This window comes from Streptomyces sp. CB02414, from assembly GCF_001905385.1.
Classification (GTDB): Bacteria; Actinomycetota; Actinomycetes; order Streptomycetales; family Streptomycetaceae; genus Streptomyces.
In genome coordinates this window covers 18,412-34,077 of the sequence record NZ_LIPF01000017.1, presented here as the reverse complement: position 1 = coordinate 34,077, position 15,666 = coordinate 18,412, and the positions used below count along the sequence as shown (strand labels likewise).

Here is a 15,666-nt window from a genome sequence, read left to right as displayed (position 1 = left end):
ACCTGCCCGCGCCGGTCGGTGCCGCGGAGAGCGGGGGTCTGGGGGCCGGCGAAGGCCCCCAGCGGCCACTCTCCCCAGCCCACTTGTCAGTGCTGTGCGCTGTGCTGGCCTACGACTGTCGAGCATCTGGAGGTCTTCGTGACCACGTCTGTACCCGAGTCGGATTCGCTGCCTGTGTATGAGCGCAGGGACATTCCAGCAGATCAGCAGCACCTGCTGACGATGACGGAACTCAAGAGCCAGCGGCTGAAGCCCGCTCCTGGCCAGGAACCGGTGGCGTTCGTGCGTGTGTACCGGCGCGGCCACGGGTGGGGCAACTTCCCGCTGTACGATCCGGCCGCCGCCGCGAAGATGCGGCCGCTGTCGGCGAAGCAGCAGGCCGCGAAGACTGCCCGACGGACGTGCCCCAAGTGCGGCTCTGTGCGCGATCACATCGTGTACGGACGATGCGGGCCGTGCCAGGTGCAGGAACAGGAGGAGCGTCAGGCTCTGCAAGCCCGTACCTGCTGGAAGTGCCGCCGTGTCTCGCTGGCCCCGTTCCGGAGGGGCCAGGAGGAGCAGGACCGCTGCACGCCGTGCTGGGTGCTGTGGCAGTTGCAGAAGCAGTTCGAGGCTGAGCGGCTGGCCGTGTGGCGGCGTACCTGCCCGGGCCGGGACTGCAACGCGGTGACGGCCACCGACGACGAGATCGCCGCCGTCCGGGCGGACCCCGCGAACCGGGTGGGCTGGGTGCCGCGGTGGTGCCCGCCCTGCGCCGAGCGCGACGCACGGGAACGCGCTGAGCAGCAACGGGCACGCGAGGAATCCCAGCGACAGGCAGAAGAACACCGGCGCCGGCGAGTCGCCGAACTGGTCGACTGGGCACAGACCCTCGTTGACGATCCGACAGTCGTCGTCCTGGATTCGGAGACCACCGGCCTGGAGGAGGACGCCAGGATCGTGGACTTGGCGGTGTACAGCATGGGCGGGGACGTGCTCCTGGACACGCTCATCGACCCGGGTGTGCCGATCCCCGCTGAGTCGACCGACATTCACGGGATCACCAACCAGATGACGACGGGGGCTCCCTCGTTCAGCGACGTCCTTCCGCGACTGACGGAGGTTCTGGAAGGGCGACGGTGTCTGATCTACAACAAGTCCTTCGACGTCGGTCGGCTGCGTCACGAGCTGACCGTGCACCACCAGCAGGCCGGAGTCTCCGACCCGGCCGCAGCTGCGGCCGCCTGGAGCAGCAGGCAGCACTTCGAGGACGTGATGCTGCCGTACTCCGAATGGTTCGGTGACTGGTCCGACTTCTGGGGGAACTACGCGTGGCAGCCCCTGTGCGGCGGGGACCATCGAGCATTGTCGGACTGCCGGGCCGTAGTGGACCTCCTGAAAGGCATGGCGAGGCAGGTCCACGCCGAGACTGTCTGATCCCGGTTCCGGCCGAGCAGCGAGAAGGGCGGTCACCTCGTCGGAGGTGACCGCTCTTCTGCATGACCGCCTCGGCTACCGGCGCTGGGCCTCACCGGTTCCTCCCACCCGGCCGCGCCGGATCGCTACAGTGGGGGCGTGCTCTCCGCGCTAGCGGAGGTGGACCCGTGATCACTCAGTCGCGCAGGTCGAACGCGCCTTGTCCCCGCCGACGCGGGGGTGGTCCTTCATGGACATGCAGAGGCCTTCCCCTCGGGAAGTGCTCCCCGCCGCTGCGGGGATGAAGCGCCATCTGCTCCCCGCCCTTGCGGGGACGATCCGCCGCCCCAACGGCAGTGACGATCTTGCGTGCTCCCCGTGCCTGCGGGGGCGACTCGAAAGGTGATTCTGGTGTCCCGCACGACTACGCAGCCCCATCCCCTGGCGGACTACGCCGAACAGATCGACCCGCAGGAGACCTACACGGTCCGCCGGGTCGCCGCCCTGCTGGGCATGGCGTCCACCAGCGTCAGCGGCATGGTCACCTACGGTCTCCTGCCCGGCAGCAGGGTGCGCCCCCACGCCCGCGGGGGCCGCCAGCACGTATGGACCGGCAAGCAGTTGCTCCGGCTCGCCAAGCGGCCCGTGCGGGTGCAGTACGACCACGAGAAGTTCGCCCCGGCGACCCTGTACCGGGTCGGGTGCCGGTGCGCCGCGTGCGTGGACGCCCACAGCGCCGAGAGCCGGGAACGCCGGCGGGCCCTGGCGGAGGAGGCGTTCACCGCCGAGCAGCGCAGGCGCGTGCTGGACCTGGTCGCGGCACGGACGCCCGTTGCCGAGGCGGCGAAGGAGGCCGGGGTGACCCTGCACCAGGTCTACGGCCGGGCGAACTGGGACGCCGCCTTCGCCGAGGAGCTGGACGAGGCCGGGTGGTCCCTGTGCGTGCTGGGCCAAGACGATCCGCAGTGCAGCACGGCCGGCGGGTACCGGGGCAACGAGCGGGGGGAGGCGCCTCGTCCCGCATGCCGGGGCACCGGCTGCCGGGAGTGGCGCCGGGGCATGTCCCAGCAAGAGCGCAGCGTCGCCGCATAGGGCTGAAGCCACACTCTCTGACGACCGCACGAAGGTCGCCGCAGCCTCTGCGGTGACCAGTCGGTGACGACGCAGGTCCAGCATCTGGCCAGGTCGCAGCCACGGCCGGTGTCACCCGCTCAGCAAAAATCGACCTACCTCCCCCCATGCATTGTATGGATCACATACACTGTCGTATGTTGTCCATACAGAGCGGGAGATGCCCGCTCGGGGGAGGCCAGAACTGTGAACGACATCGGGATTACGACGAACGAGCGGGGGCGCCTCGCGGTCACGAGCCCGTACGACGACGAGTTCGTCGCCGGGGCGAAGTACATCGGCGGACAGTGGGACCGGGCGTCCCGCTGCTGGACCTTCGACTCGCGCGACGAGGAACGTGTGCGTGACCTGCTCCGCGAGGTCTACGGCACCGACGGCAGCCCGGAGGACCAGGCCGACCTCGTCACCGTCCGCTGGAACATCAGCAACCTGGGCCACACCAAGGGGGACAACAAGATCCGTCTCGCCGGGCGGACCATTGTCAGCCGCTCCAGTCGGGACGCGGACGTCCGGCTCGGGGAGGGCGTCGTCCTCGTCTCCGGCGGCTTCCCCGGCGGTGCCGGGTCGATGCAGTACCCCGCCGTGGCGCCCGAGGAGGGAACCGTGGTGGAGATCCGAGACCTGCCCCGGGCCGCCATCGAGGGCGAACCGCACCTGACGGTCGTGGGCGAGACGGTGGACATCGACGCCCTCAAGGCCAAGCGGGAGAGGCTCCTGGCCGAACTCGCCGACGTCGACCGGAAGCTGACCGAGCACGGAGGTACCACGTCATGAGCGAGCAGAAGACCGCTGCCGACGCGCTGAAGGAGTCCTGGGGACCGCGCCTGCGGGACTCCCGCGCGGCCAAGGAGACCGCCGCCCTCGTCCACGAGCAGACCGTCCGAGACGCCTACGAGGCCGGAATGAAGGTCTCGTGGATCAGAGACGAACTCGGCCTCAAGGACCGCACCGGCATCGTCCGAGCTCTGCGGGCGGACCGGCTGGACCCGGAGGACGCGGCCGCCATCGCCGAACCTGTCCTCCCCGTTCATGTCTACCTGCGGGCCCCGGGGTTCGGCGAAGACTTCTGGACACGGATGCTTGCCACGTTGCACGCCCGGGGCTGGCGCGTCGTCCGCAACGAACAGGAAGCCTGGTACCTCTCCCGCGCGGGCGCGGTCATGGTCCACGTCGACGTCGCCGCCCTCCTGGACGACGCCCCGGTCACAGTGGCCCTCATGCAGGCCGTCGAGGCACAGCCCGCCGAGCAGCCGTCGTACGCCGTGGAGGAGTTGTTGCCGGTGTCGGCAGGCATCTCCCTGGAGCGCGCCTTCCCCGGTGCAAGCAAGCACCGGGTGGCGGTGCAGACCACAGAGCGCCGATGGAAGCGCCTCGCCGGAGGCGAACGCCCTCGGCCCACCCGCTACGACGCCGAGGCGACCAACAACATGGGGGCCAGGGGCGCCTACGGCCTCGATGAGCAGGTCATCGCTCGCTGGGTTGCCGACCTGCTGTGACTCAGCCCGACGTCCCGGACTCGAAGTCCGGGACGTCGGCTGCGGACAGGTCCGGGCGCGAGCGGTGCCAGCGCGCCGGGTGACGCCACCGCCCAGCCCCATCCCGGGCCACGTCGACACCGACCTCCACCACCAGATCCGGGACGACCAGGGTGACGTGCAGACTCTCGCGTGATCCCCATCCGGCAGAGAACGACCAGCCTGCCCAGGGATGCTCCCTGGCCGGGGTGAGGAGCTTGGCGACCGACCGACCCGAGGCCTGCGGGAGCGTCGTGCTGCGCCCGACGTAGCGCAGGCGCCCGGCCGTGTCGTATCGCCCCAGCAGCAGCGTGCGCGGGGCGGCCGCCGGACCCGTGTACGCCCCCACCACGGCGTCCTCGGTCACCCTGACCTTGTGCTTACGCCACCCACGCACGGACGGCTCGTAGACGCTCTCCAACCTCTTGAAGACCACCCCTTCGAGGCCGACGGCCGTCCAGCTACCCAGCCACTCCCGTACGGTGCCCGGGTCGGTGGTCGACGGGCACAACGCCCACGGTGCGGTGAGCCGGTGCTCAGCGAAGAAGGCTTCCAGGGCGGCCCGGCGTCGCCTGTACGTCCACCCGGTGGTGTCGGTGCCCGCCAGGCGCAGCAGGTCGAAGGCGACGAAGTGGGCGGGATACTCGGCGGCGAGCCGGTTCGCGCCGGCGCCGCGCCGCTGCAACCGTCCCTGGAGCCGCTCGAAGGCGAGCCTGTCGTCCTCCCATACGACCACCTCCCCATCGAGAGCGGTCGCGTCCGGGAGCTGCGAGGCGCCGGCACGCAGCTCCGGAAAGGAATCGGCGAGGGCCGTGCCCTGGCGGGAGCGCAGCACCAGGTCCCCGGCGTCCCAGGACAGAAGTGCCCGCCATCCGTCCCACTTCACCTCTGCCGCCCACCCCGCAGGGAGAGCAGGATCGGACACAGGGGCGGCGAGCATCGGCTCGGGCAGCGTCCACATACGGCAACCCCTTCCACCCGCGCAGGTTCAGCCCTCCACCCGCAGCTCAGTGTCCGGGCGGCAGTGCGAGCATGCGGGTACCCCCTCGGCGAGCGCCCGCCGCGCCTCGTCCCGGGAGATCCCCGCGGACCGCTTGCCCGCATTCCAGCAGCCGCCGGCGTGGACGTAGACCGGAGACGTTTGCCTACTGAGGCCCTGCTCCAGCAGCCAGTCCGGCTCAGGTGGCCGTACCGCCTGTGCACGGCGACGTTCGGCCTGGCTGCGTTCCTCGTCGGCGATCCAGCGCCGGGTGCGCGCCAGGTCCCGTTCCTGCACCGCTTCCAGGAAGCGGAGCTGCGCGAGACGCGGCACGGATGGATCGTTCATGGGTTCGATTTTAGAAGTGGCTGGTCACACTGCAATCCCAGGGGTGGGTGGCCCCTGACAAACGATCTTGACTGTTTGTCACTGGGGTTTGATCGGTGACGACTCCCGAGGTGTATGCACTCGCGCAGCAGGGCGGGACGACGTGCTGGCGAGCCAGCACGTCCAACAGCCGCGAACCCAATCTGCTCCAGGAGGCGAGAACGGTCCCTCGCCCCTACCGCAACCGTTGACCGTGGAGCCGTGTCTCCAATCGCATGACACTCAACCGGCGGTTACGGCCATCCCAGGACGATCGAGAACTGCGTCTGTGGAACGTCGCCCTTGTCCTCGCCCTGGCCTTCCTCACTGCACTTGCGGTCGCCGCTGCCGTGTTCTACACCGGTTGGGACCTTCTCGGCGCTCGCGGCCTGAAATCCGAACGACGCATCGACTCCAAGACGCTCTTCGACCTGGTGAAACTCTCCTTCGGAGTGGTCGCTGGGTCCGGCGCGTTGGTCGCCCTGGTCGTCGCCTACCGCCGCCAACGCGTCGACGAAGCTGGCGCCCACCGTGAAGCCACCCGGCTCCACACCGAACGCTTCTCCCAGGCCATCGACAAGCTTGGCTCGGATTCCCCGGCCGTCCGCCTCGGCGGCGTCCACGCCCTAGCCGGCCTTGCCGACGATGCCCCCGACGACAACCTGCGCCAGACCTGCATCGACGTACTGTGCGCTTACCTCCAGCTTCCCTTCACCCCTGATCCTGGCAACGACCTCGCCCACCAAGAGGAACACCACCGCTACCTGGCCCTTCGCAAGGTTCGGCACACGATCCTGCGCCTCATCGGCGACCACTACCGACGTCCCCGAGGAAGCCACCGCTCCTGGCAGGGCTGCGACCTTGACCTCACCAACGTCACTATCGACTGCAGTATGGACTTCCGTGGCACGAGGTTCTCCGGCGGCACGGTGCGCTTCGACGGCTCGACGTTCTCCGACGGCACGGTGTCCTTCAGAGACGCGACGTTCTCCGACGGAGAGGTGCTCTTCAGCGGCTCGACGTTCTCCGGCGGCACAGTGCGCTTCAGCGGCTCGACGTTCTCCGGCGGCACAGTGCTCTTCAACGGCTCGACGTTCTCCGGCAGCCGGGTGTATTTCGATGGCGCGACGTTCTCCGACGGCAGGGTGAACTTGGGCAGCTCGACGTTCTCCGGCGGCACAGTGCTCTTCAACGGCTCGACGACGTTCTCCGGCAGCCGGGTGCACTTCGGCGGCTCGACGTTCTCCGGCGGCACGGTGCACTTCAGCGGCTCGACGTTCTCCGACGGCAGGGTGACCTTCGACGGTGCGACGTTCTCCAGCAGCACGGTGCACTTTGACCGCGCGACGTTCTCCGGCAGCCGGGTGTATTTCGATGGCGCGACGGGTCCGGCCCCTGATGGGCTTCTCGATGCTGTCGGCACCCCTGTTGCTCCAGAGGTATCCCTTCCCTCCGCTTGGCTGCCCGCAAATCCGTAACCATTGGGGGCGAAATCGGTCCACTGCGCCCGCCGCACGCCGATCCACGAGGGAGAGGACATCCGGGCCCGTCGCGTGGCAGTGCGATCAGTCCATTCCGCAGTTCCGCCTCCCGGTTCCGCCCCTCCTGCGGCGGAGTCCGGTCGCGTCGGGCAGCCGCCTGCCCCCCGGCCTGCGAGGGAAAGGAGACCTCGTTGATCAAGATCAGGTGGCAGAGAACTACCCGTCGTCAAGATCACCTGGCAAACGACCAAGATCCTTTGTCAGAGGTCAGTGGGCGCCCCGTCTTCGCCGACGCCGGACCGTGGTGGGTGGGCCTGTGCCGGGATCATGCCCTCTCGGGTACGCCGCCCCTCCAGCGTCCCGGCGCCTCTGGAGGGCATCGCCGCCGACCTGCACGCCGCGGCCGGGGAGGCGGGACTGCCGCGAGTGGCGTTCTATTCTTCGTTCGAGGCGGCCGGCGGCGGCCGCCGAGAAGAGGACCCACGATGACAGCCCCTGTGCCCCCCGTAACGGAACCGGACGTATCGGCCCGCACCTGCCCCGGCGACGAGGTCGGGCCGTGTGCCACGTGCCGCCGTCCGACCCACAAGTACGGGCGCGGGGCCCGTTCCCCGCTGTGCGACTACTGCGACCGGCTGGCCGTGCAGAGGTGGGGCAAGCGCCTGCGCGCGTCCTAGATCATCCGGCCCGTCACAGGCGCTTCAGGCAGGTGGCGGGCACCTGGCCTCCCCGGACAATCCTCCAGATATGTCCATCGCGGCCGCATTTGCGGTAGGCCGGGCCGCTCTGCGTGCGGGCGATGGCCTCGACGCACGAGGTCACCACGTCCCCCCGGTGCAGGTAGCGCACGACCGGCGAGTCCGGCGACGCAACCGGCGCGTTGCCCCGAGGCATCCGGACTGCGACCTTCTTGCCGGTGACCTCCCACTGCTTCGTGCACACCGCAGCCGACGGTGCAGCGGCCGCAGTGGTGGGGAGGGCAACGGCGGACTGTCCGACGAGTGCCGTCACGGCGCCGGCCAGGGCCAGCGTCTTCACGAATCGCTTCATGATCCCTGCAACTGCGGCACAGGCCGCCCGTCACGGCCATGGGGGTCACGACCACACCGATGAGCGACGGTCTTCCGCCGGCGTGGGAGCACTGTGGTGCATCCCTGGACGTACAAGGGGTCAGACCCTGGGTTATGAACTTTACGGAACAGACCAGCTGCCCCAGCCAAAGGCTCGGGCAGGGCGGCGCCGCGCCGTGCTCCGCACTGTTCCACGGACCTTGACCACCTCTTGGCTCTTCGCGGGGGCGGCTTGTCTGTTCCGTAAAGTTGAAGTCCGGCAGACGGCCCCGCCGCCGCTTGAGCGACAGGCTCTACTCACCGCGTGCGTTACCGTCCTTGATCCAGTCAAGGAGGGGAACATGGCGCAACCGCGATGGATAGCCAGAGCACGAGGATGGTGGAGGACCACGCCGCCGGTGATCCGCCACTTCAGCATCGGGCTGCTCATACTCGGCGCCCTGCTCGCCGGAACGGGCCTCTGGCTCGACCACACCAGCTGGTGGGACGGGCACAGCTTCCTCGTCAACCTCGTCTCCAGCCTCACGTCGCTGTGCTTCGGCGTCCCCACCGCCCTGCTGATCCTCAGCCACCTCGGAAACGCCCAGGCGGACGCACGCCAGACACGACGAGCCAGAGGCTTCGCGCGTGCCGAGGCCCACGAGTTCCAGACCTCCCTTATCCGCATCTTCAACGTCCCCAACACCGCAGCCCTGGCCTCCGAGGTCAGAAACCTGCTTCTTGATCTACACCGCCTGCGCACGCTGCGAGACACTGACGGAGCAGCCGCCGCCGAATGGCTCCGCGGCTTCCACGCTCTGCTGGACATCGCCCCCAACCCGTCGCGGACATACCGGCAACCGACCAGTTGGACAGCCCTGGCCGCCGACCGCTGGCAATGGAGACACGTCGCCACATGGCACGTCCGAGTCGAGACCCAGTGGCGGGTCCTCAATGACGAGGTACGCCCCAGAGTCACCGAATGCGCCCTCCCCTGGCTTTCCAAGATTTCGGCTGCGGCAACCGAACAGGCGATACGGCAACTCCTGAGCGGAAACAGCCGCAACCCCTGGCATGTACAGGAACCCAACAGCCCACAGGACTCAGTAGCCGCCATGGGACACTTCCTCAACGACGTGCGCGTCCTGTGCGCCACAGCAGACAACCTGGCCGTCCGCTACCCGCCCCCCGCCCCATCCACCGCACCGTGAGCCCAAGAGCCCCCAGTTCCCAGAGTGGCAAGATGACCCGCTCCGCCAACACCCCGGACCCCCGCGCCATCCTGCGTCGGTGGCTGTCCGGGGTGTACATGCGGCCCGACGGCCAGGAGATTCGCGGTCGCGCCTGGGACGAGGACACCCGCTACCGCTACGGCCTGCTACTCGCCGGCATCGACGCTCCCGCCGGGTGGCACAGCGACTGGTTCACGTACATCGGGGACCTGGTCTGGCACTTCGAACCCCTCCACATCCAGGACTGGGCAGCCCGCCTCACCAACCTCGACGGCACCCCGATGGCGGCCGCCTCCCGCGGCCGCGCCGTCTCCGCCGTTCGCAGCTTCTACACCCACTGCGAAGAAGACCTCGGCGCCGCCCGCTGGCGCCTCCCGCCGCGCCGCGAACTCGCCGGACCCACCCCGCCAGCCCCGCGCGAGCAGCTCACCCGCTTCCAGATGGACGCCCTTCGCACCGCCGCCGACCGCTACCGCGGCCCCCACGCCGAACGCGCCCGGCTCGCCGTCTACATGACCCTCGCAGGCCTGCGCCCGGGCCAGTCCATCGCCGTCGTCGTCCAGCACATCCAGCGCCACAACCAGGCCGGACCCACCTGGCGCCTGCCGGCGAAGAACAACAGCGCCTCCGCCGTCACCCGCCTCCAGCCCATCCCACGCCAGGTCGTGTGGGCACTGGACGAGTACCTGCCGGTACGCACCCACAAAACCCCGTACTCCACCGAGACAAGCGGCCCGCTGCTGCTCTCTCGCACAGGGCGCGGTTTGGACCGGGTCACCTTCCCCAAGATGCTGCGCGACGTCGCCGCCACCCACCCCGACCTCGCGGAGCTCTCGTCTTCGCTGCTGCCGGACGTCGTCGCGCACTCGCCGAGCCCTTTCGCCGACGAGGCTGCGGTCGGCCTCAACGAGGAGTAGCTGCTCCCAGCCGGGGACCATCGCACTAGCGCCAGCTCCAGCTGCTCACGTCAGCACAGTTCGCCCGGCTCGTACTTCGTGACGTTCTTGGCCTCGGCGTTCCAGACCCACACCGCCGATTCACGCCAGAGCCGCGGATAGTCCTCCCCCTCGATCGCCTGGGGAGACACCGGGCCGGGCTCCTCCAGGCCGGTGACGCCGTCTATCCACCTGCCCGTCGGCACTCTCGACGGCCGCCATTCGGCATTCGCGACAATGATCGCCTGGACACTGCCGACAGCGTGGCTCCCGGCCGGCAGAGGCAGCCGCCACTCTCGCTCGTGGAGCCAAGAAGAGTCCTCCTCGGTCCGGACCGCCCAATGCCCGAGCTTGGCTTTGACGAAGGCCTCGTGAACCTCGGTCGGCACGTATGCCACCGCCCCGCCGCCTCGCCTGTGCACCTTCTCCCGTGTCGTGACCACGCCCCACGGCTCGAAGCGCCCCGTCCGAATCAGGTGATCGAGGTGCTCGAAGGGGCACTCGGAGAAACACAGGCAGGGCACGCCGCTGGCCCCGGCACCAGCGGCTTCCGCACCGAACGGCGCGAAGGCCCGGAACCGCTCCTCCCGAAGGATGGCGTCCAGGCGCTGCTGCGGAGTCGAGTCCCGTATCTCTTCAGGCACCCAGACAGGCCGGCCGCCGTTGCGCCCGGTGAAGTGATACAGGTACTCGCTCTGTGCAGGCCCTACCTGCCCGAGTGTCATCGCTGCCCCGCCCCCGTACTCCTTGAGCCCGTCAGCGTAGCCCGACCACCGGCGACAACAGCACATCGGTACGTGTTCCAGCCCGTCACCGCATGCGTGACGGTCGGGGAACCGTGATGCGGCACAGTGAAGCGATCCGACTCCAGAGTCGGATCGCTTCACTGTTTGGGGGCTACGAGCAGCGCTTACGGATCTCCTGCGCCCAGGCGTGCAGTGGTTCCATGAGGTCGAGGTTGTCGCCGCGATCCACCGTCTGCAACAGCATGGCGCACACAGCAGCCTCGGCCGGGAGTGCCACGGGCGTTCCCAGAACGGGGAAGGCCTCGCGGACGCGAGCCGCCGTGGATGAGCGCAGCAGGGTGTATGCGTAAAGCATGGCCGCGTCGAACCCCTCCGGCGCGGTGCCCCAGCCCTCCCAGTCGAGGATGTGCAGGGGGCTGGTGAGGTTGGCCCAGTGCAGGTCTCCGTGGGCAGTGCTCCAGCGGGGCACCTGCGGTGCCGGGATGCCCACGTACTGGGGGATGGCACGTTCCATGTACTGGGGGCGTACGGCGACGCGGTCGGTGGAGACGGCCGCCAGCTTGTCCAGCGTCTGCGTGAGGTCCGTCCACCACTGACCGGGCAGGTCCAGGTCCTCGGGGAGGATCGGGTCGGTGGACAGGACGGGGACGTCGACTCGCATCGACAGCTCTGCCCGGTAGGCGGTGCCGTCCGCGGTCACGTCGTACAGGCCGACCAGTGCCGGGCGGCGCCCGTCGAGGCTACCGAGGGCGCGCTGAGCTTCCCAGGCGCCCTCCCACAGCTTTCCGGCGGCCTTGTCCTCGGGAGCCGTGACCAGGCGCAGCCAAGCAGATGCGCCAGCAGTAGTGCGGGCGGGGGCTCCCAGGGTGCGCCCGGCCCATCCCCAAAACTCGCCGCCGGGCTCAACCGTGGCGCCCAGGGCTTTGGCCGCACGGTGCTGGTGGGCACGCATGCGTTCTTCGACGGCCGGGTCAGACGGAGGCGAGTACACCAGTGATCTCCCGTAGTCGGGCGATGTCCAAGGGGGGCTCGGCGAGCGCGTCGGCCGCCTGCTGCCAGTGTGACGCACTGGAGGCGGACACGAGGACGTTCGTCACCCCTGGGCATGACGCCACGGCCAGCAGGCAGGCCTGAGCGGGTGTCAGGCCCGGGCGGATGAGGTCGACCAGCTCCTTGCCGACCATCTCCACCAGCTCACCGCCGTGCAGCGGTGCGGACGCCAGCACCCGCAGCCCGGTGCTGGCCGCGTCCCGTAGCGGACCGCGCCCCTCCAGCACCTGCTCGATCGGCGCCACGCTGACCAGGCTCACCGGCAGTTGCACGGCCGTCAGGTGGTGCCGGGCGCCGCCGGCCGCCTCGGTGGCCAGGGCAGCCAGCAGCGGCACGGAGAAGACTCCGTCCGCGAAGCCGCTCCAGGTGGCCACCCCGTATCCGCCGACGCGTCCGGCCGCCACCTCCTCCTCCAGCACGGCGAAGGCCTCCCGCAGCGTGCGGTACAGCGCGGCCCGGTCGCCCCGGTAGGCGCGCTCGGGGTTGTGCAGCAGGACCAGGTCGAGGCGGGAGCGGCGCAGTTCGAGCCGGTTGCGCGCGACCTGCCAGCGCACATAGTCGGGCGCGAGGCTGTGGCCGGTCACCGCCTCGTCTGCGGTCAGAACTCCTGCCACGGCGGCGGCGCCGCCGGTCGCCGCGGTGACATACCCGACCTTGGTGGACACCCGGACGTGCGGGTGGGCCGTCAGCACACCGGCCAGCGCGGACTGTGCCCGGCCCGCGCCGTAGTTGGGGGCGGTGTCGATCCACTGGGCACCGGAGGCGGCCGCGTACGCGGCCGCCTCCGCGATGTCCCGGCACCGGTAGGTCCCGAGGGCGATCCGTTCCGTCACAGCAGGTTCCCCACGACGGCGGCCTGACCGGTGACGAGTTCCTGAACCAGCCCGGCGACGGCCGCCACGTCCAGGTCGGCGGCGGCCGCGAGGGTGGCCAGGGCGACGGTCTGGCCGTCGACCAGCGGCCGCAGCACCAGCTCGGCGGCCGGGGCGAACTCGTACGCGTTGTCGGCGGCCGCCAGCGTCACCGCGTCGTCGGAGACCTCCAGCACCGCCCGGGCTGTGGTCAGCCGCACCCGTAGGTCGCCATCGGCGGGGACGGGGCCGACGTACGGCAGGCTCGGCACCATCCGGCCGGGGGCCCGGCCGTCCATGGCCTTGGTGTAGCGGCTGATCAGGTGCGGGTCGGCGAGCCGTTCGGCCAGCAGCTTGCGCACGCCGTGCAGGGCTTCCGCCTGCTCGGCGGGGGCGGCGAGCCGGGGCAGGTCGCGGCGCCATTCCTCGTGGTCGAGGAGCTGCTCGCACGCCCACGCGACCAGGTCGGTGGCCGTGTGGGTCTGGAGCCCGCAGGTGACGTGCAGGGAGCGGGCGCCCTGGTCGGCGGCGACCGCGTGCCAGATGCCGCGCGGCACATAGAGCACGTCGCCCGCGTGCAGGACCAGGTCGGCGACGGGCTCCTCGGGCGGCTCGGCGGGTTGGGCGGTGTCGCGGTAGAGGGGGTGCGGGCGGGTGGTGCCGTACAGGCGCCAGTGCTTGCTGCCGTCGAGCTGGACGACGATGGTGTCGTGGTCGTCCCAGTGGACGCCGAAGCCCTCGGTGCTCGTCCAGGAGGCGTACAGGTTGGCCTGGATGCGGGTCCGCAGGACGCGTTCGATGTCCTCGGCAAGGCGGGCGAGCGGGCGGTGCATTTCGTCCACGGAGTCCAGGACGAGGGAGGCGCCGTCGGCAAGGCGGGCGTGCAGGTCGGCGGGGCGCAGCCGACGCCAGACCGTGTGCCGGCGAGTGGTGACCGGCTCGGTGTAGTCGCCGACGTGCAGGGCCAGGCCGTCGCGGTGCAGCCGCATCCGGGGCGGCTCCAGCCGCTGCGTGGCGAGCAGCTTGTTGAGGTCGTCCCAGGTCATCAGCCCGGCAACGTCCACGGCGGCGGGGAAGTGGCGGTAGTCGCGGTGCAGTGCCTGGGCGAGGAAGTCCTCGCCCAGGCACGCCGCGATCGACGTCGTCGTCATCGCGTGGCAGTCCGTTCCGTCAGTCGTTGCCGTCGCTGCGGCCGGTGCCGCCGCCGTCCGACTCGGCGGAAGCGCTCCGCGCCCGGGCGGCGGTGATCAGCGTCCGGGAGCGCACCAGGCCGCCGGACGTCGGGTCCGGCGCGGACGGGGGCGAGATGGGAACCGGCATGGAGTCCTCCTCCACTTCGATGGGCGGCCGGCACCTTTCGGCTTCGGCCAGGGCTCCGCCAGTGAACTCGCCGCCGACGCGGCCGGTAACCCGCAGCATGGGGCCCCCACCGTGGGGGTATCGTCTGCGCCGACGCTCCGTCACGCTGTGCGAGCTGAGGGGGACTTGTGGACGACTTAGCGCCGTCACCAGCTCAGGTTCCGGACCGTCTGCTGCGCGATCCGGTGTTCGCCCAAGCCCTTCGTGCCCGTGACTTCACGGTCGTGTTCGCCATGGCTCACCGGGCAGGGGTGAGCTACTACCGGATCGGCGAGGCCTGCGGCATGAAGCCCGAGCGGGTCTCCAAGGTTGCGAGGGGCGACGCGTCGGTGACCGCCCTTGACACGATCGAGCGCGTTGCGGACGCACTTCGGGTTCCCGGTGCCCTTCTCGGCCTTGCTGCGCGACCCTGGGAGTACAGCTCCCCGACGTCCCTCCCGGAGTCCGACGATGGAGACGACCCCATGAACCGCCGCCAATTGCTGCGCGGCGGGCTCGCCGCCGGTCTCACCGGAACGGCGCTCGCCGCCCTGACCGACACCCGCCGTTCGGTGGACATGGCGCTCGTCACCGACAGCGCCCCGGCTGATCTGTCCGACCTGGAAGCGGCCGCCGAGACGTACGGTTACGGCTACCACGGTCAGCCGCCGACCCGGTTCCTTCAGGATCTGGTCGGCGACTTCGCCGACCTCCAGCCCTATCTGGCCAGCCCGCAGCCCGTCGCCACGCGGATGCGGGTCTGCCGTACCGCCGGGCAGATGGCCGGCATGGTGGCCGTCGTGCTGCACGACATCGGGGTGAGGAAGGAGGCTCGCAGCTGGTTCGCCACCGCAGCCGCCGCCGCGAAGGAGTCCGGCGACCGGCAGTTGCACGCCTGGGTGCTGGCCAGGGAGGCGATGGTGCCGCTCAACTACGGCGCCCCGAAGACGGCGGCCGCCATCGCCGAGCAGGCCCGCCAGGCCGCCGGGGGCCGACCGACCGCCGCCGCCACACTGGCCGCCGCCGTCGCCTCCCGGGCCTACGCCCTGTCCCACCGGCCCGAGCAGGCCCGCCGCGCACTCGCGGCCGCCGACACGTTCATGGAACGACTCGACGCCGGCGCGCGGGCCGACACCTGGCTCACCCACGGCGAGCAGAAGCACCACGTCCACCTGTCCCATGCGCTCACCGCGCTCGGCGACACCCGGCGAGCCCGCGAAAGCCAGCAGCGGGCACTTCAGCTCTCCGCGCCGACCAGCACCATGACCCGCGCTCTGCTGACCATCGACGCAGCCACCTGCATCCACCACGACGGCGACACCGAGCAGGCATGCGAACGCACCGTCGCCGTCCTGTCCGGCCTCCCGGACGCCTACCGCACCGGGCTCGTGCGCCGCCGCGCGCTCGACCTCTACCAGTCGATCCCCGCCCAGCACCACGAGGAGGCCGCCGTCCGCGAGCTGCGCGAGGTCCTGGCGGCCTGAACCACGAAGCGACGAAGGCCCCGGACGGCAGTCCGGGGCCTTCTCTCTTCCGCCCTGACCACTCCCCCGCGCGATTCACCTCTTAAGAGGGGAGTTGGCGGGGTGAGTCCAGGCG

16 protein-coding genes are annotated in these 15,666 nt (G+C 70.2%); 8 read left to right on the top strand and 8 right to left on the bottom strand.

The window, feature by feature from the left end; genetic code table 11:
* The first annotated feature begins 222 nt into the window (after positions 1 to 222).
* The 4 genes from AMK11_RS35865 to AMK11_RS35850 all read left to right on the top strand — a co-directional run bounded on the left by AMK11_RS35865 (position 223) and on the right by AMK11_RS35850 (position 4,022).
* Positions 223 to 1,416, top strand: a complete 1,194-nt coding sequence (locus tag AMK11_RS35865; RefSeq protein ID WP_143194615.1) for a 3'-5' exonuclease — start codon at positions 223 to 225, stop codon at positions 1,414 to 1,416.
* Between the two features lie 390 nt (positions 1,417 to 1,806).
* The gene (locus AMK11_RS35860) at positions 1,807 to 2,487 is read left to right on the top strand and encodes a hypothetical protein (RefSeq protein WP_241847171.1); all 681 of its coding nucleotides are present in this window, start codon (positions 1,807 to 1,809) and stop codon (positions 2,485 to 2,487) included.
* 225 nt (positions 2,488 to 2,712) lie between these two features.
* Positions 2,713 to 3,300, top strand: coding sequence for a hypothetical protein (locus AMK11_RS35855; protein WP_073732319.1), 588 nt, complete (start codon positions 2,713 to 2,715; stop codon positions 3,298 to 3,300).
* Positions 3,297 to 4,022, top strand: a complete 726-nt coding sequence (locus tag AMK11_RS35850; RefSeq protein ID WP_073732318.1) for a hypothetical protein — start codon at positions 3,297 to 3,299, stop codon at positions 4,020 to 4,022. The genes AMK11_RS35855 and AMK11_RS35850 overlap by 4 nt, the downstream gene beginning before the upstream one ends.
* A 1-nt stretch (position 4,023) precedes the next feature.
* On the opposite strand, the gene AMK11_RS35845 is transcribed toward AMK11_RS35850, so the two are convergent.
* On the bottom strand, positions 4,024 to 4,980 hold the full coding sequence (locus AMK11_RS35845; RefSeq protein WP_338012676.1) for an ATP-dependent DNA ligase: 957 nt from the start codon (positions 4,978 to 4,980) through the stop codon (positions 4,024 to 4,026).
* 48 nt (positions 4,981 to 5,028) lie between these two features.
* Entirely contained in the window at positions 5,029 to 5,367 is a 339-nt protein-coding gene (locus tag AMK11_RS35840; RefSeq protein WP_073732316.1) for a DUF6233 domain-containing protein, read from the bottom strand.
* Positions 5,368 to 5,621: 254 nt separating this feature from the next.
* On the opposite strand from AMK11_RS35840, the gene AMK11_RS35835 reads away from it, so the two are divergent.
* A complete protein-coding gene (locus tag AMK11_RS35835; protein WP_073732315.1) occupies positions 5,622 to 6,863 on the top strand; it encodes a pentapeptide repeat-containing protein in 1,242 nt (413 codons plus the stop codon).
* 693 nt (positions 6,864 to 7,556) lie between these two features.
* Here AMK11_RS35835 and AMK11_RS35825 read toward each other — a convergent pair.
* Positions 7,557 to 7,904, bottom strand: coding sequence for a hypothetical protein (locus tag AMK11_RS35825; protein ID WP_198941549.1), 348 nt, complete (start codon positions 7,902 to 7,904; stop codon positions 7,557 to 7,559).
* 430 nt (positions 7,905 to 8,334) lie between these two features.
* On the opposite strand from AMK11_RS35825, the gene AMK11_RS35820 reads away from it, so the two are divergent.
* Positions 8,335 to 9,126 (top strand): hypothetical protein, encoded by a 792-nt coding sequence (locus AMK11_RS35820; RefSeq protein ID WP_073732312.1) that lies wholly within the window; start codon positions 8,335 to 8,337, stop codon positions 9,124 to 9,126.
* A 32-nt stretch (positions 9,127 to 9,158) separates the two neighbouring features.
* Positions 9,159 to 10,064 carry a hypothetical protein gene (locus AMK11_RS35815; RefSeq protein WP_073732311.1) on the top strand — a complete coding sequence of 302 codons (906 nt, stop codon included), beginning with the start codon at positions 9,159 to 9,161 and terminating at the stop codon, positions 10,062 to 10,064.
* A gap of 50 nt (positions 10,065 to 10,114) precedes the next feature.
* On the opposite strand, the gene AMK11_RS35810 is transcribed toward AMK11_RS35815, so the two are convergent.
* The 5 genes from AMK11_RS35810 to AMK11_RS38310 all read right to left on the bottom strand — a co-directional run bounded on the left by AMK11_RS35810 (position 10,115) and on the right by AMK11_RS38310 (position 14,049).
* Positions 10,115 to 10,807, bottom strand: coding sequence for a hypothetical protein (locus AMK11_RS35810; protein ID WP_073732310.1), 693 nt, complete (start codon positions 10,805 to 10,807; stop codon positions 10,115 to 10,117).
* 172 nt (positions 10,808 to 10,979) lie between these two features.
* Positions 10,980 to 11,780, bottom strand: a complete 801-nt coding sequence (locus AMK11_RS35805) for a hypothetical protein (protein ID WP_241847169.1) — start codon at positions 11,778 to 11,780, stop codon at positions 10,980 to 10,982.
* A 19-nt stretch (positions 11,781 to 11,799) separates the two neighbouring features.
* Positions 11,800 to 12,711, bottom strand: coding sequence for an aldo/keto reductase (locus AMK11_RS35800; RefSeq protein ID WP_073732308.1), 912 nt, complete (start codon positions 12,709 to 12,711; stop codon positions 11,800 to 11,802).
* Complete coding sequence (locus AMK11_RS35795; protein ID WP_073732307.1) at positions 12,708 to 13,880, bottom strand: cupin domain-containing protein; 1,173 nt, start codon at positions 13,878 to 13,880, stop codon at positions 12,708 to 12,710. The genes AMK11_RS35800 and AMK11_RS35795 overlap by 4 nt, the downstream gene beginning before the upstream one ends.
* Before the next feature lie 19 nt (positions 13,881 to 13,899).
* The gene (locus AMK11_RS38310; protein WP_198941548.1) at positions 13,900 to 14,049 is read right to left on the bottom strand and encodes a hypothetical protein; all 150 of its coding nucleotides are present in this window, start codon (positions 14,047 to 14,049) and stop codon (positions 13,900 to 13,902) included.
* Positions 14,050 to 14,552: 503 nt separating this feature from the next.
* On the opposite strand from AMK11_RS38310, the gene AMK11_RS35785 reads away from it, so the two are divergent.
* Positions 14,553 to 15,551: a hypothetical protein gene (locus tag AMK11_RS35785; RefSeq protein ID WP_241847168.1), complete on the top strand. Its 999-nt coding sequence runs from the start codon at positions 14,553 to 14,555 to the stop codon at positions 15,549 to 15,551.
* Positions 15,552 to 15,666: the final 115 nt, after the last annotated feature.

Excerpts from the sequence above, each read along its gene's own strand:
- AMK11_RS35865 (WP_143194615.1), top strand. The coding sequence starts at position 223 with ATGACGGAACTCAAGAGCCAGCGGCTGAAGCCCGCTCCTGGCCAGGAA.
- AMK11_RS35840 (WP_073732316.1), bottom strand. The coding sequence starts at position 5,367 with ATGAACGATCCATCCGTGCCGCGTCTCGCGCAGCTCCGCTTCCTGGAA.
- AMK11_RS35845 (WP_338012676.1), bottom strand. The coding sequence starts at position 4,980 with ATGCTCGCCGCCCCTGTGTCCGATCCTGCTCTCCCTGCGGGGTGGGCG.
- AMK11_RS35805 (WP_241847169.1), bottom strand. The coding sequence starts at position 11,780 with ATGCGTGCCCACCAGCACCGTGCGGCCAAAGCCCTGGGCGCCACGGTT.
- AMK11_RS35795 (WP_073732307.1), bottom strand. The coding sequence starts at position 13,880 with ATGACGACGACGTCGATCGCGGCGTGCCTGGGCGAGGACTTCCTCGCC.
- AMK11_RS35810 (WP_073732310.1), bottom strand. The coding sequence starts at position 10,807 with ATGACACTCGGGCAGGTAGGGCCTGCACAGAGCGAGTACCTGTATCAC.
- AMK11_RS38310 (WP_198941548.1), bottom strand. The coding sequence starts at position 14,049 with ATGCCGGTTCCCATCTCGCCCCCGTCCGCGCCGGACCCGACGTCCGGC.
- AMK11_RS35850 (WP_073732318.1), top strand. The coding sequence starts at position 3,297 with ATGAGCGAGCAGAAGACCGCTGCCGACGCGCTGAAGGAGTCCTGGGGA.
- AMK11_RS35785 (WP_241847168.1), top strand. The coding sequence starts at position 14,553 with ATGAACCGCCGCCAATTGCTGCGCGGCGGGCTCGCCGCCGGTCTCACC.
- AMK11_RS35815 (WP_073732311.1), top strand. The coding sequence starts at position 9,159 with ATGACCCGCTCCGCCAACACCCCGGACCCCCGCGCCATCCTGCGTCGG.
- AMK11_RS35835 (WP_073732315.1), top strand. The coding sequence starts at position 5,622 with ATGACACTCAACCGGCGGTTACGGCCATCCCAGGACGATCGAGAACTG.